Below are 22,277 nucleotides of genomic sequence, written 5' to 3'. Positions count from 1 at the left end.
AGGGCGCCGCGTTTAATCAGAAAACCCGCGTCATCGTTAACATTCTTCGCGAGCAAGCTCGCTCCTACAGGGGTGTCGATATTTTCAATAGGGACAAACAACAAGGGGGCGAATTTTCATCCGCCCCCTGCTTGCCCGCTTACTCCTGTGGTTCTTCGTCAGCGGCGGCGTCGAGTGGCTGATCTTCAACAACGTCGTCGATCACGACTTCGCTGTCGAACACTGCACCCTCTTCACCTTCCAGCTCTTCGCCTTCGACTTCCGACGGCTCCTGAACCCGCTCCAGACCTACCAGCGTTTCGTCACTGGCCAGTTTGATCAGGGTCACACCCTGGGTGTTACGACCCAGGCTGGAGACTTCGTCGACACGGGTACGAACCAACGTGCCCTGGTCGGAAATCAGCATGATCTCCTCGCCGTCGAGCACCTGGACCGCGCCGACCAGGCGGCCGTTACGGTCGTTGCTGACCATGGCGATAACGCCCTGACCGCCACGCTTGTACTCAGGGAACTCGGTGATCGCCGTGCGCTTGCCGAAACCACGCGCCGAAGCGGTGAGGATCTGGCTGCCTTCTTCCGGGATCAGCATGGAAATCAGCTTCTGGCCTTCCGGCAGACGCATGCCGCGGACACCGCGAGCGGTACGGCCCATGGCGCGAACGTCGGTTTCCTTGAAGCGAGTGACCTTGCCACCGTCGGAGAACAGCATGACTTCGCGCTCGCCATCGGTAATGGCGGCAGAAATCAGTACATCGCCTTCGTCCAGCTCCAGCGCGATCAGGCCGACGCTGCGTTGACGGCTGAAGGATTCCAGCGGGGTCTTCTTCACGGTGCCTTTGGCAGTGGCCATGAAGATGAAGTGACCTTCGGTGTATTCATCGACCGGCAGCATCGTGGTGATGTATTCATCACTGTCCAGCGGCAGCAGGTTGACCAGCGGACGACCACGGGCGGCGCGGGACGCTTCCGGGATTTCGTAGGTTTTCAGCCAGTACACTTTGCCTTTGCTGGAGAACAGCAGCAGCGTGGTGTGGCTGTTGGCGACCAGCAGGTGAGCGATGTAATCCTCATCCTTGACGCCAGTAGCCGATTTACCTTTACCGCCACGACGCTGAGCCTGGTACGCAGCCAATGGCTGGGTCTTGGCGTAGCCACCGTGGGAAATGGTCACGACGCGCTCTTCTTCAGGGATCATGTCACCCAGGGTCAGGTCGAGACGGGCATCGAGAATCTCGGTGCGGCGCACGTCGCCGTATTCGGCGCGGATCACTTCCAGTTCTTCGCGGATCACTTCCATCAGGCGCGTGGCGCTGTTGAGGATGCGGATCAGCTCGCCGATCTGGTTGAGGATCTCTTGATACTCGGCCAGCAGCTTTTCGTGTTCCAGGCCGGTCAGACGGTGCAGACGCAGTTCCAGAATGGCTTGCGCCTGTTCCGGCGACAGGAAGTACTTGCCTTCGCGCAGACCGTATTGCGGGTCCAGGGTCTCTGGACGGCAAGAGTCGGCACCGGCACGTTCGACCATCGCGACCACGGCGGAGGATTCCCAGGCTGTGCTGATCAGCGCTTCCTTGGCTTCCGACGGGGTTGGCGACGCCTTGATCAGGGCGATGACCGGGTCGATGTTCGACAGGGCAACCGCTTGACCTTCAAGGATGTGGCCACGTTCGCGGGCTTTACGCAGCTCGAACACGGTACGACGGGTCACCACTTCGCGACGGTGACGAACGAACGCTTCCAGCAGGTCCTTGAGGTTCAGGATCCGCGGACGGCCGTCGATCAGCGCGACGATATTGATACCGAATACAGCTTGCAGCTGGGTCTGGGCGTAGAGGTTGTTGAGGATCACCTCTGGCACTTCGCCGCGACGCAGCTCGATCACGACGCGCATACCGTCCTTGTCGGACTCGTCGCGCAGTTCGGTGATGCCTTCGAGCTTCTTCTCTTTAACCAGCTCGGCGATCTTCTCGATCAGACGGGCCTTGTTCAGCTGGTAAGGGAGTTCGGTAATGACGATCTGCTGGCGACCACCGACCTTGTCGATGTCTTCAATCATCGAGCGGGCGCGCATGTAAATGCGGCCGCGACCGGTGCGGTAGGCTTCGATGATGCCGGCGCGACCGTTGATGATCGCGGCGGTCGGGAAGTCCGGGCCGGGGATGTACTGCATCAGCTCATCGATGGTCAACTCAGGGTTGTCGATGAGCGCCAGGCAACCGTCGATGACTTCACCGAGGTTGTGCGGCGGGATGTTGGTCGCCATGCCCACGGCGATACCGCTGGAGCCGTTGACCAACAGGTTGGGAATACGGGTCGGCATGACCGCCGGGATCATTTCGGTGCCGTCGTAGTTCGGCACCCAGTCCACGGTTTCTTTGTGCAGGTCAGCCAGCAGCTCGTGCGCCAGCTTGGTCATGCGCACTTCGGTGTATCGCATGGCCGCGGCGTTGTCGCCGTCCACCGAACCGAAGTTGCCCTGACCGTCTACCAGCAGGTAGCGCAGCGAAAATGGCTGCGCCATCCGAACGATGGTGTCGTACACCGCGGTATCACCGTGCGGGTGATACTTACCGATCACGTCACCGACAACACGGGCAGATTTCTTGTACGGCTTGTTGAAGTCGTTACCCAGCTCGCTCATCGCGAACAGCACACGCCGGTGCACGGGCTTCAAGCCATCGCGCGCATCCGGCAGTGCCCGCCCGACAATTACGCTCATCGCGTAGTCGAGGTAGGACTGCTTCAGCTCGTCTTCGATATTGACCGGGAGGATTTCTTTGGCCAGTTCGCCCATGAGAAGCCTGATTCCTTTTTCTGGTGAAACTTCGTCACATCCATATGGGACGAACGAAGCTCGCCGCTGCAGGCTGAGTGCCATGCACCGACTTACGACAAATCAACGAGTTATGCCATGGATCTGCGCAGTAAAGGTAGCCACATCGGGCTACCTTGGAAACCGCCGGATGTTATCACAAGAGCCGCCACGCACCTATCCCCCTGATGCGCATGGAGCATAGTTAGTTGACCGGTGACAGGCTGATAGGGGACGAGAGAGGCTTAGAGGGTTACTGAATGCCGAATTCAAGCTGATTTATTGACTTTGCGGGCCCCATCGCGAGCAAGCTCGCTCCCACATTGTTCTGCGGCGTTCACAAAACCTGTGGGAGCGAGCTTGCTCGCGATAGCGATCTAACAGGCGCCGGAGATGCTTAATGCAGACGCTTACGGCACATCAACTGCGCCATTTTCGCTGTGTCCGGCCGCTCGACAATCCCTTTTTCGGTGACGATCGCGTCAATCAAGTCCGCCGGGGTCACATCGAACACCGGGTTGAACGCATCGACATCTGCCCCGACCCGCTTGCCGCCAACCTCCAGCAACTCGCGACCATCACGCTCTTCAATGGGAATGTCATCGCCGCTGGCCAGGTTCATGTCGATGGTCGAACTGGGCGCCACCACCATAAAACGCACGCCGTGGTGCATGGCGTTCACCGCCAGTTGATAGGTACCGATCTTGTTGGCCACGTCGCCATTGGCAGTGATCCGGTCGGCGCCGACGATCACCCAGGTAATGCCTTTGGTTTTCATGATGTGGGCAGCGGCGGAGTCGGCATTGAGGGTGACGGGAATGCCTTCGTTGGCCAATTCCCACGCCGTCAATCGAGAACCCTGAAGCCATGGGCGGGTTTCGTCGGCGTAGACACGCTCGACCATCCCTTCAATGAACGCCCCGCGAATGACGCCCAGCGCCGTTCCAAAGCCGCCAGTGGCCAGGGCGCCGGTATTGCAGTGGGTCAGGATCGCCTGGGCGTTGCCCTGGTGCTTGCGGATCAGGTCCACACCGAGTTGCGCCATGGTCAGGTTGGCTTCACGATCACTCTCATGAATGGCAATGGCCTCAGCTTCCAGCACCGCCAGCGGGTCGGTGTGTTTTTTCAGTCGCTCGAGCCGTTCGCGCATCCGCCCCAGGGCCCAGAACAGATTGACGGCGGTCGGTCGGGAGTCGGCGAGCAGCGCGAAATCCTCTTCAAGCGCCGCATGCCAGTCGCCTCCTTCGGCAAACCGGGCACGAGCCGCCAGCACAACGCCATAGGCGGCACTGATGCCAATGGCCGGCGCGCCACGCACCACCATCGAACGAATGGCCTCGGCCACGCCAGCAGCGCTGGTGTAGGCGATCCACGTTTCCTCGAACGGCAAAATACGCTGATCCAGCAGGTACAGGCCGCCATCACGCCAATCGATGGCCTTCACCTTCTCCGCAGCCAACAGTCGATCGCGCATCCTATACCCCGCACTCATGAACAAAAGCCGCCGATTATAGCGATCCCTCCGCGAAGACGCTCGGGTATACTTCGCCATCCTTTACAAAAGCACTGGAACCAATCCTCGATGCCGAACACTGCCGCTGCGCTCGACCTGTTATTGCTGCCGACCTGGCTGGTACCCGTCGAACCCGCTGGTGTTGTCCTGAAGGAACATGCGCTGGGTATCCGCGACGGGCGCATCGTCTTCATCGGCCCACGTTCCGCCGCGCTGAAGCTTAACGCAACCGAAGTCCGTGAACTGCCGGACGTACTGCTCAGCCCAGGCCTGATCAACGCCCATGGCCATGCGGCGATGACACTGTTCCGTGGTCTTGCCGACGACCTGCCCCTGATGACCTGGCTGGAAAACCATATCTGGCCGGCCGAAGCCAAATGGGTCGACGAGGCCTTTGTACGCGATGGCACCGATCTGGCGATCGCCGAACAGATCAAAGGTGGCATCACCTGCTTCTCAGACATGTATTTCTTCCCGAAGGTTGCCGCCGACCGCGTCCATAACAGCGGCATTCGCGCACAAATCGCCATTCCGATCCTCGATTTCCCGATCCCGGGCGCCAGCACGGCGGACGACGCCATTCGTCAGGGCGTCGAATTGTTCAACGATCTGAAGCACCACGAGCGCATCAAAGTCACCTTCGGCCCCCACGCCCCCTACACGGTGGGCGACGAGAACCTGGAGAAAATCCGGGTGATTGCCGAAGAACTGGACGCTTCGATTCACATGCACGTCCACGAGACCGCCTTCGAAGTGCAGCAGTCGGTCGAGCAGCGCGGCGAACGCCCGTTGGCACGACTCGGTCGCCTGGGCCTGCTGGGCCCGCGCTTCCAGGCCGTTCACATGACCCAGATCAGCGATGAAGACCTGGTGTTGCTGGTAGAAAGCAATACCAGTGTGATTCATTGCCCGGAGTCGAACCTGAAGCTGGCCAGCGGTTTCTGCCCGGTCGAGCGTTTGTGGCAGGCCGGCGTCAATGTGGCCGTCGGCACCGATGGCGCGGCCAGCAACAATGACCTGGACCTGCTCGGCGAAACCCGCACCGCCGCGCTGCTGGCCAAAGCCGTTGCCGGCTCGGCCACCGCACTCGACGCCCATCGGGCGCTACGCATGGCCACGCTCAACGGCGCCCGCGCGCTGGGAATCGAGACTGAAGTCGGCTCGCTGGAAGTGGGCAAAGCCGCGGACATCGTGGCGTTCGATCTCTCGGGGCTGGCGCAGCAACCGGTCTATGACCCGGTTTCGCAGCTTATATATGCCACCGGCCGGGACTGCGTGAAACACCTATGGGTCGCCGGCAAGCAACTGCTCGACGACCGCCGCCTGACCCGCCTGGACGAAGAGCAGCTCTGCGCCACCGCCAAGGCCTGGGGCCAGCGCATCAGCGGCCATAACGAATCGTAAGCTCCCCGGTCCAATCACCGGGGCGACAGGATTTTTCAAGTTTTAGAGGACTTAACCATGAGCAACGTCGACTACGCCGAAATCGCCAAATTCGAAGCCCTGGCCCATCGCTGGTGGGATCGGGAAAGCGAATTCAAACCGCTGCACGACATCAACCCGCTGCGGGTCAACTGGATTGACGAACGCGTCAACTTGGCCGGCAAGAAAGTCCTCGACGTCGGTTGCGGTGGCGGCATCCTCAGCGAAGCCATGGCCCAACGCGGCGCGACCGTCATGGGCATCGACATGGGCGAAGCGCCGCTGGCGGTCGCTCAACTGCATCAGCTGGAATCGGGCGTGAGCGTCGAGTACCGGCAGATCACCGCCGAAGCCCTGGCAGAAGAAATGCCCGAGCAGTTCGACGTCGTCACCTGCCTGGAAATGCTCGAGCACGTGCCAGACCCGTCGTCGGTGATCCGCGCCTGCTTCCGCATGGTCAAGCCCGGTGGCCAAGTGTTTTTCTCCACCATCAACCGCAACCCGAAGGCGTATCTGTTCGCCATCGTCGGTGCCGAATACATCATGAAGTTGCTGCCGCGCGGCACCCACGACTTCAAGAAATTCATCCGCCCTTCCGAGCTGGGTGCCTGGAGCCGCATGGCTGGCCTGACCGTCAAGGACATCATTGGCCTGACGTACAACCCGCTGACCAAGCATTACAAACTGGCGGCCGACGTGGACGTCAACTACATGATCCAGACCCTGCGCGAGGAGTAAGCCGATGCGTATCAGAGCAGTCCTTTTTGACATGGACGGCACGCTGCTCGACACCGCGCCGGACTTCATTGCGATTTGTCAGGCCATGCGCGCCGACCGTGGCTTGCCGCCGATGAACCACCAACACATTCGCGACGAGATTTCCGGTGGCGCCAAGGCGATGGTTGCCGTGACCTTCTCCATGGACCCGGAATCGCCGGGTTTCGAGGAATTGCGCCTGGAGTTCCTTGAGCGTTACGTCAAAGGTTGCGCAGTTCATAGCGCGCTGTTCGACGGCATGGCCGAATTGTTGGCCGATATCGAAAAAGCCAACCTGATCTGGGGCGTGGTCACCAACAAACCGCTGCGCTTCGCCGAGCCGATCATGCAGCAACTGGGGCTGGCCGAGCGCTCGGCGCTGTTGATCTGCCCGGATCATGTGAAGAACAGCAAACCCGACCCGGAGCCGTTGATTCTGGCGTGCAAGATGCTCGACCTGGACCCTGCCAGCGTACTGTTTGTGGGTGATGACTTGCGCGACATCGAGTCCGGTCGCGATGCCGGGACCAAGACTGCCGCTGTGACCTATGGCTACATTCATCCGGATGATAATCCGCGGCATTGGGGCGCGGATGTGGTGGTGGATCATCCATTGGAGTTGCGCAAGGTGCTGGATAGCGCCCTCTGTAGCTGCTGAGCCTGTAATTGTAGGAGCGAGCTTGCTCGCGAAAAACCCGAGAACGCCGCTGGGTGTCAGGTTTGTCGCGTCATCGTTGACGACCATCGCGAGCAATCGAGCGTCGACCGGCTGCTCCTACAGGGGGCGCCCGTATTCTGATTTGTTGAGGTTTTTTTATGTTTGATTATTCCGCCCGCCCCGAACTGCTCAAGGACCGGGTCATCCTGGTCACCGGCGCTGGCCGGGGCATTGGGGCTGCCGCTGCGAAAACCTTCGCCGCTCACGGTGCGACCGTGCTGTTGCTGGGCAAGACCGAAGCCAACCTCACTCAGGTATACGACGAAATCGAAGCCGCTGGCCATCCCCAACCGGCCGTGATTCCGTTCAATCTGGAAACCGCCCTGCCCCATCAATACGATGAGCTGGCGGCGATGATCGAAACCGAGTTCGGCCACCTTGATGGCCTGTTGCACAACGCGTCGATCATTGGTCCGCGCACGCCGATCGAGCAACTCTCCGGCGAAAACTTCATGCGGGTGATGCACGTCAACGTCAACGCCATGTTCATGCTCACCAGCACCCTGCTGCCACTGCTCAAGCTGTCTGAGGATGCCTCGGTGGTGTTCACTTCCAGCAGCGTCGGCCGCAAGGGTCGTGCGTACTGGGGCGCTTACGGCGTCTCCAAGTTCGCCACCGAAGGCTTGATGCAAACCCTGGCCGACGAAGTCGATACCGTGGCTCCAGTGCGCTCCAACAGCATCAACCCCGGCGCCACCCGCACCAGCATGCGCGCCCAGGCCTACCCGGGCGAAAACCCGCTGAACAACCCGACGCCCGAGGAGATCATGCCGGTCTATCTCTACCTGATGGGAGCGGACAGCAAGGGCATCAACGGTCAGGCGTTCAACGCTCAGTGACGCCACGCGCTTGCGCCGCGCGTCGCATTTGTGCCGCGACGAATTCCTGTCGCGGCACTCAAAGCGCGTCGCAACTGCACCTGTTTAAAGTCAAACAAATGCCGCCGCACTCCACCACCTCTGCCTAAAAGCCATCAAGATACTGATTTAAAACGATTTTTAATCGACTGAACCGAATGGCACGACTTTCGCTCTAAATTCCCTAAGACACGCCGTGTGAAAGCAGTTGTGGTTAGCGCTAAAGTCGATAGGTTACTAATCCCCGGAAAAGCGGATTAGACTTGTACGAAATGTCCTACGGGACTGACGGACCAGTACGACGCGCAGCCCAAAGCCGCTCTCGCCCAGCCTGTAAGACAGCCTTACCGCTAAGGGGCGCACACCATATGAAATCACCTTCCCAGACCAACGCAATTGACTTCGATAGCGCCAAATTGCAACGCCTGGGCTTTGGTCAACAGCCGCCCCTTCTGACGAGGCCAGTCAACCTTGCGCAATTGCGCCAGCAACTGAACCTGCAATTGCAAACCAGTCTTGAGCCACAACGCATCCTCGGGCTGTTCTTTCGTGAAATTCAGAAACTGATACCGCTGGACGCCTTGAGCTATGAGCACAAGTCCAGTGACTTACGCCTGGAGTTCGGCCTGCGCGGCCATCACTCGATCAGTTACAGTCTCAGCCATGAAGGCGAACACCTGGGTGAACTGGTCTTCCGCCGTAATCAACGCTTCAGCGATCAGGAACAGGGCAACCTCGAGTCGTCACTGTCTGCGCTGCTGTTTCCGATGCGCAACGCCCTGCTATACCGCGCCGCCACCCAAAGTGCATTGCGCGATCCGCTCACCGGCACCGGAAACCGCATCGCGATGGATCAGACGCTACTGCGGGAAGTCGAGATGTCGCGGCGCCACCTGCAGCCTCTGTCGCTGTTGATGCTGGACATCGATCACTTCAAACACATCAACGACACCCACGGCCACAGTGCCGGCGATGACGTGCTCAAAGCTGTCGCCACCTCGATCAAAGAGCAGTTGCGCAACGTGGACATGGTGTTCCGGTTTGGTGGCGAAGAGTTCCTGATCCTGCTGTCCAACACCAGCCGGGAAGCCGCCGCCATGGTTGGCGAACGACTGCGGTTTGCAGTGCAGGCCCATGACTATTCGGCCGATGGCAGCGTGATCGAGCTGACGGTCAGCCTTGGCTGCTCGACCCTGTTGCCCGGCGAATCTGTCGAAAGCCTGTTGCGACGTGCCGACAGTGCACTGTATGTGGCCAAGCGCGAGGGACGTAACCGCTTAGCAATGGCGGGTTGAACCCCGCTGACCTGTAGGAGCGAGCTTGCTCGCGATGATCGTCAACGATGACGGGGGCTGCCTGGATGAACGCGGCGCCCTCACGTACATCGCGAGCAAGCTCGCTCCTACAGGTTGACGTCAGCGAACAGCGCCACGCAACGCCCCTACCAAACCTTGCAATCTGGCCGGCTCTGCCACCTCGACGGCCACCGCAGGTCCCGCCACCAGCGTAACCCGAGACCACAGGCGACGGAACAACCCCTTGCCAGGATCGCGGCTGAAAAAACTCCCCCACAGCCCCTGCAAAGCCAACGGAATCACCGGCACTGGCGTCTCTTGGAGAATCCGCGTCAGCCCGCCCTTGAACTCGTTGATCTCGCCATCGGCGGTCAACTTGCCTTCAGGGAAGATGCACACCAGCTCACCCTCCTTCAGGTACTGGGCAATCCGGGTGAAGGCCTTTTCGTAAATCTGAATATCCTCCTGACGCCCGGCGATCGGAATAGTCCCGGCGGTGCGAAAAATGAAGTTCAGTACCGGCAGGTTGTAGATTTTGTAATACATCACAAAACGAATCGGCCGACGCACCGCACCGCCAATCAGCAAGGCATCAACAAACGACACGTGGTTGCAGACCAGCAATGCCGCGCCTTCATCGGGAATCAACTCCAGGTTGCGATGCTCCACGCGGTACATGGAATGGCTGAGCAGCCAGATCATGAAGCGCATGCTGAACTCGGGGACAATTTTGAAGATGTAGGCGTTAACACCGATGTTCAACAGCGAAACCACCAGGAACAGCTGCGGGATCGACAGTTTGACGATGCTCAGCAAAACGATCGAGACAATCGCCGACACCACCATGAACAACGCATTAAGAATGTTGTTGGCGGCGATCACCCGCGCCCGTTCCTTCTCCGGCGTACGCGACTGGATCAGTGCGTACAGCGGCACAATGTAGAAGCCACCGAAAATCCCCAACCCAAGGACATCCATCAACACCAGCCAGGCGTGGCCAAAACCGAGGACGGCAATCCAGCCATGGCCCTCGACGCTGTCCGGGATTCCACCGGAATGCCACCACAACAGCAAACCAAACACCGTCAGACCGAAAGACCCGAACGGCACCAGACCGATCTCGACTTTGCGCCCGGAGAGTTTCTCGCAGAGCATCGAACCGAGTGCGATACCGACCGAAAACACCGTCAGAATCAACGTCACCACGGTTTCGTCACCGTGCATCCACTCCTTGGCATACGCCGGGATCTGCGTCAGATAAATCGCCCCGACAAACCAGAACCACGAGTTGCCGACAATCGAGCGCGACACGGCCGGAGTCTGGCCCAGGCCCAGTTTTAACGTGGCCCAGGACTGGCTGAAAATATTCCAGTTCAGGCGCATTTCCGGCGATGCCGCTACGGCGCGAGGAATGCTGCGACTGGCCAGATAGCCAAGCACTGCGACACCAATGATCGCCGTGGAGACGATGGGCGCGTAATGAGCGGACGACATCATGATTCCGGCGCCAATGGTCCCGGCGAGAATCGCCAGGAAGGTGCCCATTTCCACCAGCCCGTTGCCGCCCACCAGCTCGTCTTCATGCAAGGCCTGGGGCAGGATTGAGTATTTCACCGGCCCGAACAGCGCCGAGTGCGTGCCCATGGCAAACAACGCCACCAGCATCAGCGACAGATGATCGAACAGGAAACCGACCGAGCCGACCGCCATGATGGCGATTTCCCCGAGCTTGATCAGACGGATCAACGCATCCTTGGCGAACTTCTCGCCAAACTGACCGGCCAGCGCCGAGAACAGAAAGAACGGCAGGATGAATAGCAGCGCACACAGGTTGACCCAAATAGAGCGATCACCCTCGATAGTCAATTTGTACAGAATGGCAAGGATCAACGACTGCTTGAAAATGTTGTCGTTGAACGCCCCGAGGGACTGTGTCACGAAAAACGGCAAGAAGCGCCGGGTGCGAAGCAAGGTGAACTGTGAGGGGTGGCTCATCTTCCGTGTGTCCCTGACTGGCATAGAGTGGCGTGGATTCTGTTATTGGAATGCCGAACATCGATCCAGGCCACACATTACCTAATCTTTAGGGGTTATTTCTTTAATCCTGCAATGCACGGCGAAACAAACAATTCGCCCCGCCACGCGCCTTGCACGGTACGCCTGGCGACGATCACCCACATCACTGCCAGCAACGCCACCAGCACACAGCCAAAAGCACTGAAAAAGGTGAGGTTCAAGGTGCTGGCCAGTTTCAACGTCGCTAAAGAATAGACCCCCAACGGAAAGGTGAAGCCCCACCAGCCGAGGTTGAACGGGATGCCGGAGCGCAGATAACGCGCCGTGATCAGCACCGCCACCAGCATCCACCACAAACCAAACCCCCACAGCGTAATGCCTGCCACCAGCCCTAGTCCGGCGGCGATTTCACCGATGCCCGCAAAGCCGTTGGCGGCAAAGATGACCGGCGCGTCGGCGCCCAGCAGCAACATGCCGAGCGCCCCGGTGCCAATCGGACCAAGCGCCAGCCAACTCGACGCTGCCATGTTTTCGTGGGGCAATTTATGCAACGCCATGCGCAGCAACAGGATGGTCAGGATGCTGAACGCTACCGGCAGGGAAAAGGCCCAAAGCACGTAGCTGGTCACCAGTACAACGAGTTGCGAATGGGCATCCACCAGATGCGGCGCCAACAGACCACCGCTGGCAGCTGCTACTTCCGCTGCCACCACCGGCAACAGCCAAACAGCGGTCATCTGGTCGATGCTGTGTTCCTGACGGGTAAACATCAAGTAGGGAATCAGCACACCGCAGGCCAGCGACATCGCCACGTCCAGCCACCACAGCACCTCGGCGACATGAATTACGCCGTCGCCCCAGCGCGGCAGACCAAACACCAGAAAACCATTGATGATCGTCGCCAGGCCCATGGGGATAGTGCCGAAAAACATCGATACCGTGGAGTGGCCGAAGATCCGCCGCGCCTCGTCGAAAAACAGCGCCCAACGCGCGGTGTAAACCGCCGTGAACAAAATGAACAGGACGATATTGAACAGCCATAGGGCTTCGGCAAACACTCGCAAGCCGGGCATCGCGACGGGCAATTGCGCCAGCGCCAACGCCAATACGCCGGTGCCCATGGTGGCCGCGAACCAGTTGGGGGTGAACTGGCGAATGACTTCGCGCGGGTGCTGCAAGTGAGTGAACGGTTTGATACCGGGCTTGGCGCTATTGAGGCATGTCATGGCGATCTCCTGTCCCCTGGTGGGGTGGAGCTCATGGTAGATCCAAATCGAATATCGATATAACGGGTAATATCTCTAACTGTTATCTATTTTACAGATGATAAAAAGCTTCGACCTTAACAACGCCTTCGCGAGCAAGCTCGCTCCTACAGATGATCGCGCTCCCGCGTGGGAGCGAGCCTGCTCGCGAAGGACGTTAACGATAACGCGTTCGTCCGGAATGAATGCGTTGCTTTCAAGCCCTTCGCGAGCAAGCTCGCTCCTACAGGTGATCGCGCTCCCGTGTGGGAGCGAGCCTGCTCGCGAAGGACGTTAACGATAACGCGCTCGTCCTGAATGAATGCGTTGCTTTCAAGCCCTTCGCGAGCAAGCTCGCTCCTACAGGTGATCGCGCGCCCGTGTGGGAGCGAGCCTGCTCGCGAAGGACGTTAACGATAACGCGTTCGTCCTGAATGAATGCGTTGCTTTCAAGCCCTTCGCCTGCAGGCTCGCTCCTACAGGTGATCGCGTTCCTGTGTGGGAGCGAGCCTGCTCGCGAAGGGGCCAGTAAACTCACCCAGACACCTGATGCACACCCTGCGACACCCCGCCGCCCCGCGACCTTGGTCGACACTGACTAACCCCTGTCATCGTGCGAGACTGTCTAGACCGGGCGGGAGTCCCGGGAGTCTTTTGCCTGGAGTTCTCATGTCGCTGTCCAGCGGGCTGATCGCAGCCGTCGCCCTTGCCTATATGGCCATCATGTTCGCCATCGCCTTTTACGGCGATCGACGCAGCGCGCCATTGCCGCCGCGGGTGCGAGCCTGGGTGTACAGTCTGTCACTGGCGGTCTACTGCACCAGCTGGACTTTCTTTGGCGCGGTGGGCCAGGCCGCCGAGCAACTCTGGTCATTCCTGCCGATTTACCTCGGGCCGATTGTGCTGCTGGTCTGTGCGCCGTGGGTCCTGCAAAAAATGGTGATGATCAGCAAGCAGGAGAACATCACCTCCATTGCCGACTTCATCGCCGCGCGCTACGGCAAATCGCAGTCACTGGCGGTGGTGGTGGCGCTCATCTGCCTGGTCGGCGTGCTGCCCTACATTGCGTTGCAACTCAAAGGCATCGTGCTCGGGGTGAACCTGTTGATTGGCGCGGGCGCCGATGCCATGGGAGTTCGCGCGCAGGATACTGCGCTGATCGTGTCACTGGTGCTGGCGTTGTTCACCATCGTCTTCGGTACTCGCAACCTCGACGCCACGGAACACCACCGCGGCATGGTGCTGGCGATTGCGTTCGAGGCGCTGGTCAAGCTGTTCGCCTTTCTGGCGGTCGGCGCATTCGTGACCTACGGCCTGTATGACGGCTTCGACGACCTGTTCGACCAGGCCATGCTCGCCCCACGCCTGGAAGCGTACTGGAAGGAAACCGTCAACTGGCCGTCGATGGTGGTGCAGACCGGTGTGGCGATGATGGCAATCATCTGCCTGCCCCGACAGTTCCATGTGACGGTTGTGGAAAACATCGATCCTCAGGATCTGCGCCTGGCCAAGTGGGTGTTCCCGGCCTACCTCGCGTTGGCTGCATTGTTTGTAGTACCGATCGCGCTTGCGGGTCAGATGATGCTGCCGAGTTCGGTGTTGCCGGATTCTTTCGTCATCAGCCTGCCACTGGCTCAGGCGCACCCTGCGTTGGCGCTGCTGGCATTTATCGGGGGCGCCTCGGCGGCGACCGGCATGGTGATTGTGGCCAGTGTGGCGCTGTCGACCATGGTCTCCAACGACATGTTGTTACCGTGGTTGCTGCGCCGCAACAATGCCGAGCGGCCCTTTGAAGTGTTCCGCCAGTGGATGCTCTCGGTACGCCGCGTCAGTATCGTGGTGATTCTGCTGCTGGCCTACGTCAGTTACCGCCTGCTGGGGTCGACCGCGAGCCTGGCGACCATCGGCCAGATCGCCTTCGCTGCCGTGACTCAACTCGCGCCGGCCATGCTCGGTGCGCTGTACTGGAAACAGGCCAATCGCCGTGGTGTCTTTGCCGGCCTCGCTGCCGGGACATTCCTCTGGTTCTACACGCTGATCCTGCCGATTGCCGCCCGTAGCCTGGGTTGGTCGCTGAGCAGTTTCCCTGGCTTGGCCTGGCTGCATGGCAACCCGTTGAATCTGCCGCTCACCCCGCTGACCCAAGGCGTGGTGTTGTCGCTGGCGGCCAACTTCACCCTGTTCGCCTGGGTGTCGGTGCTGTCACGTACACGGGTTTCGGAACACTGGCAGGCCGGTCGTTTCATCGGTCAGGAAATCAGCGCCCGTCCCAGCGCCCGCTCGCTGCTGTCCGTACAAATCGACGATTTGCTGCAACTGGCCGCCCGCTTCGTCGGTGAAGAACGCGCCCGGCAGAGTTTCATCCGTTTCGCCTACCGTCAGGGCAAAGGCTTCAACCCGAACCAGAATGCCGACGGCGAATGGATCGCCCACACCGAACGCTTGCTGGCCGGTGTGCTTGGTGCGTCTTCGACTCGGGCCGTGGTAAAAGCCGCCATCGAAGGTCGGGAGATGCAACTGGAGGATGTCGTGCGTATCGCCGACGAAGCCTCGGAAGTGCTGCAATTTAACCGCGCGTTGCTGCAAGGGGCGATCGAGAACATTACCCAGGGCATCAGCGTGGTCGACCAGTCGCTGAAACTGGTGGCCTGGAATCGCCGTTACCTGGAGCTGTTCAATTACCCGGAGGGTTTGATCAGCGTCGGCCGACCGATTGCCGACATCATTCGCTACAATGCCGAGCGCGGTCTGTGCGGTCCCGGTGAAGCCGAAGTTCACGTCGCCCGCCGTCTGCACTGGATGCGTCAGGGCCGGGCCCACACGTCCGAGCGTCTGTTCCCCAATGGGCGGGTGATCGAACTGATCGGCAACCCAATGCCTGGCGGCGGGTTCGTCATGAGTTTCACCGACATCACCGCGTTCCGCGAAGCCGAGCAAGCGCTGACCGAAGCCAACGAAGGCCTGGAACAGCGCGTCACCGAGCGAACCCACGAACTCTCGCAACTCAACGTGGCCCTGACCGAAGCCAAGGGTACTGCCGAATTGGCGAACCAGTCGAAAACCCGTTTCCTGGCCGCTGTCAGCCATGACTTGATGCAACCGCTGAACGCTGCGAGGTTGTTCTCCGCGGCCCTGTCCCATCAAGACGATGGCCTGTCCAGCGAGGCGCAGAAACTGGTCCATCACCTGGACTCCTCACTGCGCTCGGCTGAGGATTTGATCAGCGATCTGCTGGACATTTCCCGCCTGGAGAACGGCAAGATCAACCCCGATCCCAAACCGTTCGTGCTCAATGAGTTGTTCGACATTCTGGGTGCCGAATTCCAGGCACTGGCCCGAGACCAGGGACTGAAATTCCGCGTCCGGGGCAGCACGTTGCGGGTCGACAGCGATATCAAACTGCTGCGCCGGATCTTGCAGAATTTCCTGACCAACGCCTTCCGTTACGCCCAAGGGCCGGTGTTGTTGGGGGTTCGGCGGCGCAAGGGTGAGCTGTGTCTGGAGGTCTGGGACCGTGGACCGGGCATTCCGGAAGATAAACAGCAGGTGATTTTCGAGGAATTCAAACGCCTCGACAGCCATCAGACCCGAGCCGAGAAAGGCCTGGGGTTGGGCTTGGCGATCGCTGATGGCCTGTGTCGCGTACTGGGTCATTCATTGCAGGTTCGTTCCTGGCCGGGTCGCGGCAGTGTGTTCAGCGTCAGCGTGCCGTTGGCCCAGGCGCAAACCGCGATGCCGGCCAAGGTCGCGCCGCTCAATGGCAAAGTGCTGAGCGGCGCGCAGGTGCTGTGTATCGACAACGAAGACAGCATCCTGATCGGCATGAACAGCCTGCTCACCCGTTGGGGCTGCCAGGTCTGGACGGCGCGCAATCGCGATGAATGTGCCGCGCTGCTGAGCGATGGAGTTCGCCCGCAATTGGCACTGGTGGATTACCACCTGGACCATGGCGAGACGGGAACCGAACTGATGGCATGGTTGCGCACGCGCTTGGGTGAACCGGTGCCGGGGGTGGTGATCAGCGCGGATGGACGACCGGAGACGGTGGCCCAGGTGCACGCAGCAGGACTGGATTATCTGGCTAAACCGGTGAAACCGGCGGCGTTGCGAGCGCTGTTGAGTCGGCATTTGCCGTTGTAGGCGCTAAAAGATCGGGTTTGCACACGATCAATGCAGGAGCTGGCTTGCTCGCGAAGGACGTTAACGATAACGCGTTTTTCCGGAGTAAACGCGTTGCTCTTGAGTTCATCGCGAGCAAGCTCGCTCCTACAAGATCAGTAGTGTGTAGGAGCTGGCGAAGCTTGCAATCTTTTGATCTTTATTCCGGCAATTCCGCCAGCCCATCGACATCGGTCATTGCCCGCTCCAGCAAGTCCGCTGGCAAACTCTTGCTAGCGCGCGCGCCCAGCAGCTTGAGCTGCTCACTGCGGCTGACCAGGTTGCCGCGTCCTTCTGTCAGCTTGTTGCGCGCGGAGCTATAGGCCTTATCCAGTTGCTGTAAGCGATTGCCGACTTCATCCAGATCCTGAATGAACAATACGAACTTGTCGTACAGCCACCCGGCGCGCTCGGCGATTTCCCGGGCGTTCTGGCTCTGCCGTTCTTGTTTCCACAGGCTGTCGATGACCCGAAGTGTGGCCAGCAAAGTAGTCGGGCTGACAATCACGATATTGCGGTCGAAAGCCTCCTGGAACAGCGTCGGCTCAGCCTGCAATGCGGCGGAAAACGCCGCTTCGATCGGTACGAAGAGCAAGACGAAATCCAGGCTGTGCAAGCCGTCGAGACGTTTGTAATCCTTGCCGGCCAAGCCTTTGACATGACTACGCAGTGACAGCACGTGCTGCTTGATAGCAATTTGGCCAATGGCATCGTCTTCCGCTGCCACGTATTGCTGATAGGCCGTGAGGCTGACTTTGGAATCGACCACGACCTGCTTGTCGCCCGGCAGATAAATGATCACGTCCGGCTGAAACCGCTCACCGTCGGGCCCCTTGAGATTAACCTGGGTCTGGTACTCGCGGCCCTTCTCCAGCCCCGCATGCTCAAGCACTCGCTCTAGAATCAGCTCGCCCCAGTTACCTTGGGTTTTCTGACCTTTCAGCGCGCGGGTCAGGTTGGTGGCTTCGTCGCTCAGACGCAGGTTGAGCTGTTGCAGGCGCTCCAGTTCCTTGGCCAGGGAAAAGCGCTCACGGGCTTCAGCCTGATAGCTTTCTTCGACACGTTTTTCGAAAGACTGGATGCGTTCCTTCAAGGGATCGAGCAATTGTCCCAATCGCTGCTGACTGGTTTCGGCAAAACGCTGCTCACGCTCGTCGAAGATTTTCCCGGCAAGCTCGGCAAACTGCGCGCGCAACTCGTCTCGCGAGCCCTGCAGGTCGCTGAGGCGCTGCTGATGGCTTTCCTGCTGCTCGCGCAATTCTGCATTGAGCGAGGCCGCCTGAGCATCCAGACGGCGCAACTCGGCATCTTTACCGGCTCGCTCGAGATTCCAGGCGTGGGAAGCGTCGCGGGCATCGTCACGTTCGATCTGCAGCAGTTCGACTTCACGGCGCACGGCGGCCAGGTCTGCCTGTTTGGCGGCATTGGCCTGACCCAGATCGGCAATTTCGTCGCGACACGCTTCGAGTTGAGCGTTCAAGCCATCCTGCGCCAGATGGGCGATGGCCAGACGCTCCTCCAGCAACGCTACCGCTGACTGCGTGGTGCTCGCCCGGCGTTGAAGTTGCCAGGCCAGTACCAGTAACGGCAATGCAGCGCCCGCCAGACCGAGCAAAATGCTGGTCAAGTCCATAGCCATAGCGACTCCTGCCGATGAGATAAAACTTGAAGGTTAACCAAGGCGTCAGGTCTTGGACAGCTCAGTCTTCGATCTGGCCAAGTTCCTGCTGGGCGCGCCGATCCCCTGCCCGCGCGGCCTGACGCAAAAGATCATGACCAATCCGGCGGTCCCGGGCATTGCCGCATTCACGGCACATCAACTGGCCCAGGCGACTTTGCGCGACCACAACCCCTTCGCGGGCCGGCTGCTTGAGCAAACGTCCGGCAAAATGCTTCACGTTGGGGTTATCACCCAGTCGCGGGCTATCCAGAAGCCACTCGGCCAGCCGTATCGAAAAGCGCTTGGGTGGGACAACACCGACAGGTGTAGCGGTTGCGGAGATTGATGCAGAGCGAAACTTCATAAAGTTCTGTGGGGCGGATCGGAAGGCGCGCAACTCTACTCTTTTTTTCTTACAGGTAAAGTCTAAAAAAACCTGCACGCCCGTCCTAGAGCAAGCGCTCGGGACAATCCACAGAAGCTGTGGATAACTCAGTGGACAACCGCCCTTGAACTCTCGCAAAGCCCTATGGAATGGGGCTCGCAGTCAAACTGACGATTTTTTCACCAGTAAAAAAAAGCGATGTTTTTCATTGACTTAAATTTTGGTTACAGGCACCCACTGCAGTTGAAGGGAAGATGACAGCGCGGTGACAGGCTGCCCGACATATGTGCACAAGTCCCTTCGAGGCGGTTATATCGACGCTCTTTTTCGGCGCATTTTTTACCTGAGCCTGGGGATAAACCTGCGCAAACCCTTGATTCAGGCAGGCCCTGGCAGGACGAAGGTCGACGACCAGCCGTCGGATTTTGTGCTATTACAGGGCGGGTTAAACACATTCAGCTGCCCGCATACTCCGTAGCAGCTGGCGAAGCCTGCGTTATCGCTTGAATGGACTTCAGGGATTTTTTTGCTAACACGCTTCCCTTCGGCAATTCAATCCGTTAGTATCCGCGGCGTTAGTACCAAGCTGAAAGTCAATTCTGGTCGAACAAATCCCCCGGACAGCCTTCCCGAAAGAAGCTTCAACCGAAAAAGCGGGATCGACCACCTCGATGGTTTCCAGGTAAACCTTGCACCAACACAGCCTTTGAATCGAAAGCAAAGGGTGTTGCCAAGCTCACTTACTCTGACCGAACCAACCTGCAAATTGATCAGGATCTTCACCCCGGGCCCAGAACCTTTGCCCTTGATGTGTTGCCTGCCCTCCTAAGTACCTACCTGCCAGCCCAAGCGCGCCAAACTCATTAGCGCTTCAAACTGGCTGCTTTGTTCCAGTCGGGTTCTTCGTTCGACCAATGGTGGTCGTCGTCACTGGAACGTTTTAACTTTGCACGGTTCTTATCCGTGTCGCTTGCAGGAACACCAATTATGTCTACTCAAATCCATACCCAGGATGCCATTCGCACCCTCACCAACGCTTTTGCACCAATGAACTGCCTGATCATGGCCGCTCGCAAAGGCTGCTTCAGCTTCACTCTGGTCAATGAACACGGCATCGCTCGTCACAGCGAACGCCTGTACCCCGATCAATATTCCAGCGCCGAACCGCTGCAGGCTGTGATCGAGCGTACCCGTCAGGCACTGGTTGCCTGATACGCCGCAAAGACTGAAACCCCCAAAAGCCCTGCTCAAAAAGCGGGGCTTTTTATTGCCCGATATTTCTCTTTTGGCCAACTACGCCTAAGCACCAACCGATATAACGGTTATAACTCGAAGCTGGAAATATTTTAAAAACAGTCCTTTATAGCGCAAATATGACACTACACTTCAACTCAAGCGGCCTTTGTTCCGCTTCCGGCGAGCCTGAACCGATCACTGCTGCCAAGGCCCCTTCAGGTATCGCCGCCCATTTGATGTTTCGAGGGTTTTATGGGTATCGCTGCCAGCGAACTGTGCCGCTATGTAATCCGTCCGACATTGATCTATCTCGGACGCCATAGCGCAACTGCCGAATCCCTGCTGCTGGGCATCGCCGCCAGCCAGTCTGCCCTTGGTACCGCCCTGCATGACCGCCGCGGACACGGCCTGTACCGAATCGCCGAACCCCGCCACCAGGCACTCTGGGACCGGTACCTGGCACTTGACCCGGAACGCGCAAGCCTGGTCCGCGGCCTGGCCAGCCAACATGCCTTCCTGAGTAGCCCGCACCTCGAATTGACCGTCAACCTGCGTTACGCCACCGCTATCGCGTGGCTGCTGGTAGAAGAACAGAACACCCCACTCCCCGAAGCAGACGACCTGCTGGGAATGGCCCGAATCTGGCGCCAGACCTTCCAGCCTCAAGGACGCCTGAGAGACTTCACCTACGCCTGGCAAACCTGTGTTTCATCGTTGAATCAGGTCGCCTGCTGATCCGCCATTTCCACAAGATCGCACATCAGGTCGCGAATCTGGTCTGATTGTCCTACAAAACCGCTCTAAATCAAGCAATACAGCCTATGGCGCTGGGACGAAAATGTTGGTAATTTTCGCCACGGTGATCACAAGGAGTTCTAATAATGAAAAAAGTAATGCTCAAAACCACCATTAGCCTCGCCGTTGCCTTGGCATCCTCCCAGATCTTTGCGAGTGGCTTTGCCCTTAACGAACAGAGCATCAGCGGAATGGGGACTGGTTTTGCGGGGCGCTCTTCATCTGCCGATGATGCCAGTACAGTTGTCGGCAACCCTGCCGGTATGGCCCGCCTCAAAGGCCAGCAAATCACTGGAGGTATCGCATCGATCGACGCCAAGACCGATATCAGCGATACCGGCGGCCGTTCCAGCGGAACCAACAAAGGCGATATGGTCCCGTTCACTACAGTACCGATGGGTTTCTATACAAATAAACTCAACGATGAATGGGCTGTTGGTTTTGGTGTCTACGCTCCGTTCGGGCTGGTCACCAACTACGAAAACGGCTTTCAGGGCCGCGCTTTCGGCAGCAAGAGCGAAGTCAAAGTCGTCACTCTGCAGCCAACCGTCAGCTACGCATTCAACGATAAAGTATCGATCGGTTTTGGCCCTACCATCAACCGGATTTCCGGCACCCTGGAATCGGACATTGGTCTCCCTATCCCCCGCACTGGCGACAACAATGTGGAGGTCAAGGGCGACGATACGGCCTTGGGCTTTAACGCCGGCGTCCTGGTGCAAGCCACCGACACCACTCGCGTGGGCCTGACCTATCACTCGAAAGTGAATTACAAGCTCGACGGCCACACCGATGTGACTGCCGCCGCTGGCGTGCCACCTCAGCTGCTCAAATCCAACCGTTACGATGCCTCGCTGAAGATCGAAACACCTGAGTCCTATGACCTTTCCGTGACTCAAGATCTGAATGAAGCCTGGAAGCTCTATGCCGGTGCTACCTGGACTCGCTGGAGCCGCCTGAAAGACATCACGATCAACAACGAAGGCGTAACGGCACAAAGCGGTGGCGCCCTCGCCCCACCAATCGTTGGTACCATCACGGAAGAACAGAACTGGCATGACACCTGGGCCTACGCCGTGGGTACTTCCTACCAGTTGAACAAGCAGTGGGTACTGCGTACCGGTCTCTCCCTTGACCAGTCGCCCACCAACAACACTGATCGTTCACCACGCATTCCTACCGGCGACCGGACTATCTTCAGTGTCGGTGCGGGCTTCAGCCCAACCGACGACTGGACCATTGATGTGGCTTACTCTTACCTCAAGGAACAATCTGTCACTGTCAACGACTCTAACGCTTTGGGTCAGTCCTACAACGCCAAGTACGAAAACAGTGCGAACGGTTTCGGTGTTGGCGCGACCTACCGCTTCTGATGATTCACGGCGGACCTGAACCCCTCGCCGCCTGAAT

Annotated in this window: 15 protein-coding genes; 9 read left to right on the top strand and 6 right to left on the bottom strand. The window is 59.0% G+C overall.

Annotated features, from left to right (window positions below; genetic code table 11):
• Positions 1-139: 139 nt before the first annotated feature.
• Both gyrA and mtnA read right to left on the bottom strand, forming a co-directional pair.
• Positions 140-2,794, bottom strand: a complete 2,655-nt coding sequence (gyrA, locus tag AC1MDT_RS01330; RefSeq protein ID WP_480420344.1) for a DNA gyrase subunit A — start codon at positions 2,792-2,794, stop codon at positions 140-142.
• Between the two features lie 415 nt (positions 2,795-3,209).
• Positions 3,210-4,286 carry an S-methyl-5-thioribose-1-phosphate isomerase gene (mtnA, locus tag AC1MDT_RS01325; RefSeq protein WP_480420343.1) on the bottom strand — a complete coding sequence of 359 codons (1,077 nt, stop codon included), beginning with the start codon at positions 4,284-4,286 and terminating at the stop codon, positions 3,210-3,212.
• Between the two features lie 108 nt (positions 4,287-4,394).
• On the opposite strand from mtnA, the gene AC1MDT_RS01320 reads away from it, so the two are divergent.
• The 5 genes from AC1MDT_RS01320 (at position 4,395) to AC1MDT_RS01300 (ending at position 9,373) form a co-directional block, all read left to right on the top strand.
• The gene (locus tag AC1MDT_RS01320; RefSeq protein WP_480420342.1) at positions 4,395-5,729 is read left to right on the top strand and encodes a TRZ/ATZ family hydrolase; all 1,335 of its coding nucleotides are present in this window, start codon (positions 4,395-4,397) and stop codon (positions 5,727-5,729) included.
• Between the two features lie 57 nt (positions 5,730-5,786).
• The gene (gene ubiG, locus AC1MDT_RS01315; RefSeq protein WP_046042598.1) at positions 5,787-6,485 is read left to right on the top strand and encodes a bifunctional 2-polyprenyl-6-hydroxyphenol methylase/3-demethylubiquinol 3-O-methyltransferase UbiG; all 699 of its coding nucleotides are present in this window, start codon (positions 5,787-5,789) and stop codon (positions 6,483-6,485) included.
• Positions 6,486-6,489: 4 nt separating this feature from the next.
• On the top strand, positions 6,490-7,161 hold the full coding sequence (mupP, locus tag AC1MDT_RS01310) for an N-acetylmuramic acid 6-phosphate phosphatase MupP (protein ID WP_480420341.1): 672 nt from the start codon (positions 6,490-6,492) through the stop codon (positions 7,159-7,161).
• A gap of 158 nt (positions 7,162-7,319) precedes the next feature.
• Positions 7,320-8,060 carry a YciK family oxidoreductase gene (locus AC1MDT_RS01305; protein WP_480420340.1) on the top strand — a complete coding sequence of 247 codons (741 nt, stop codon included), beginning with the start codon at positions 7,320-7,322 and terminating at the stop codon, positions 8,058-8,060.
• Between the two features lie 386 nt (positions 8,061-8,446).
• Positions 8,447-9,373, top strand: coding sequence for a GGDEF domain-containing protein (locus AC1MDT_RS01300; protein ID WP_480420339.1), 927 nt, complete (start codon positions 8,447-8,449; stop codon positions 9,371-9,373).
• A 120-nt stretch (positions 9,374-9,493) separates the two neighbouring features.
• Here the strand turns inward: AC1MDT_RS01300 and AC1MDT_RS01295 are convergent, their stop codons facing one another.
• Positions 9,494-11,368 carry an MFS transporter gene (locus tag AC1MDT_RS01295; protein WP_480420338.1) on the bottom strand — a complete coding sequence of 625 codons (1,875 nt, stop codon included), beginning with the start codon at positions 11,366-11,368 and terminating at the stop codon, positions 9,494-9,496.
• Positions 11,369-11,463: 95 nt separating this feature from the next.
• Positions 11,464-12,615, bottom strand: coding sequence for a TDT family transporter (locus tag AC1MDT_RS01290; protein WP_480420337.1), 1,152 nt, complete (start codon positions 12,613-12,615; stop codon positions 11,464-11,466).
• Between the two features lie 687 nt (positions 12,616-13,302).
• On the opposite strand from AC1MDT_RS01290, the gene AC1MDT_RS01285 reads away from it, so the two are divergent.
• Positions 13,303-16,773: a hybrid sensor histidine kinase/response regulator gene (locus AC1MDT_RS01285; RefSeq protein ID WP_480420336.1), complete on the top strand. Its 3,471-nt coding sequence runs from the start codon at positions 13,303-13,305 to the stop codon at positions 16,771-16,773.
• A 178-nt stretch (positions 16,774-16,951) separates the two neighbouring features.
• Here the strand turns inward: AC1MDT_RS01285 and AC1MDT_RS01280 are convergent, their stop codons facing one another.
• Together AC1MDT_RS01280 and AC1MDT_RS01275 are read right to left on the bottom strand one after the other, a co-directional pair.
• On the bottom strand, positions 16,952-18,316 hold the full coding sequence (locus tag AC1MDT_RS01280) for a DNA recombination protein RmuC (RefSeq protein WP_480422678.1): 1,365 nt from the start codon (positions 18,314-18,316) through the stop codon (positions 16,952-16,954).
• Positions 18,317-18,491: 175 nt separating this feature from the next.
• Complete coding sequence (locus tag AC1MDT_RS01275) at positions 18,492-18,815, bottom strand: sel1 repeat family protein (RefSeq protein WP_480420335.1); 324 nt, start codon at positions 18,813-18,815, stop codon at positions 18,492-18,494.
• A 1,008-nt stretch (positions 18,816-19,823) separates the two neighbouring features.
• On the opposite strand from AC1MDT_RS01275, the gene AC1MDT_RS01270 reads away from it, so the two are divergent.
• From AC1MDT_RS01270 to AC1MDT_RS01260, 3 genes are all read left to right on the top strand, one after another.
• Entirely contained in the window at positions 19,824-20,048 is a 225-nt protein-coding gene (locus tag AC1MDT_RS01270) for a hypothetical protein (protein ID WP_007898912.1), read from the top strand.
• Positions 20,049-20,324: 276 nt separating this feature from the next.
• On the top strand, positions 20,325-20,807 hold the full coding sequence (locus AC1MDT_RS01265; protein WP_480420334.1) for a hypothetical protein: 483 nt from the start codon (positions 20,325-20,327) through the stop codon (positions 20,805-20,807).
• 146 nt (positions 20,808-20,953) lie between these two features.
• On the top strand, positions 20,954-22,240 hold the full coding sequence (locus AC1MDT_RS01260) for an OmpP1/FadL family transporter (RefSeq protein ID WP_480420333.1): 1,287 nt from the start codon (positions 20,954-20,956) through the stop codon (positions 22,238-22,240).
• The last annotated feature ends 37 nt before the right edge of the window (positions 22,241-22,277 follow it).

It is taken from the genome of Pseudomonas sp. ASL7, assembly GCF_056680375.1.
Note: the sequence above shows the minus strand (reverse complement) of the source record. Positions and strands in the feature narration are given on the sequence as shown.

Bases quoted from the DNA above. Each gene is read 5' to 3' on its own strand.
- gyrA (WP_480420344.1), bottom strand. From the start codon at position 2,794: ATGGGCGAACTGGCCAAAGAAATCCTCCCGGTCAATATCGAAGACGAG.
- mtnA (WP_480420343.1), bottom strand. From the start codon at position 4,286: ATGCGCGATCGACTGTTGGCTGCGGAGAAGGTGAAGGCCATCGATTGG.
- AC1MDT_RS01320 (WP_480420342.1), top strand. From the start codon at position 4,395: ATGCCGAACACTGCCGCTGCGCTCGACCTGTTATTGCTGCCGACCTGG.
- ubiG (WP_046042598.1), top strand. From the start codon at position 5,787: ATGAGCAACGTCGACTACGCCGAAATCGCCAAATTCGAAGCCCTGGCC.
- mupP (WP_480420341.1), top strand. From the start codon at position 6,490: ATGCGTATCAGAGCAGTCCTTTTTGACATGGACGGCACGCTGCTCGAC.
- AC1MDT_RS01305 (WP_480420340.1), top strand. From the start codon at position 7,320: ATGTTTGATTATTCCGCCCGCCCCGAACTGCTCAAGGACCGGGTCATC.
- AC1MDT_RS01300 (WP_480420339.1), top strand. From the start codon at position 8,447: ATGAAATCACCTTCCCAGACCAACGCAATTGACTTCGATAGCGCCAAA.
- AC1MDT_RS01295 (WP_480420338.1), bottom strand. From the start codon at position 11,368: ATGAGCCACCCCTCACAGTTCACCTTGCTTCGCACCCGGCGCTTCTTG.
- AC1MDT_RS01290 (WP_480420337.1), bottom strand. From the start codon at position 12,615: ATGACATGCCTCAATAGCGCCAAGCCCGGTATCAAACCGTTCACTCAC.
- AC1MDT_RS01285 (WP_480420336.1), top strand. From the start codon at position 13,303: ATGTCGCTGTCCAGCGGGCTGATCGCAGCCGTCGCCCTTGCCTATATG.
- AC1MDT_RS01275 (WP_480420335.1), bottom strand. From the start codon at position 18,815: ATGAAGTTTCGCTCTGCATCAATCTCCGCAACCGCTACACCTGTCGGT.
- AC1MDT_RS01270 (WP_007898912.1), top strand. From the start codon at position 19,824: ATGTCTACTCAAATCCATACCCAGGATGCCATTCGCACCCTCACCAAC.
- AC1MDT_RS01265 (WP_480420334.1), top strand. From the start codon at position 20,325: ATGGGTATCGCTGCCAGCGAACTGTGCCGCTATGTAATCCGTCCGACA.
- AC1MDT_RS01260 (WP_480420333.1), top strand. From the start codon at position 20,954: ATGAAAAAAGTAATGCTCAAAACCACCATTAGCCTCGCCGTTGCCTTG.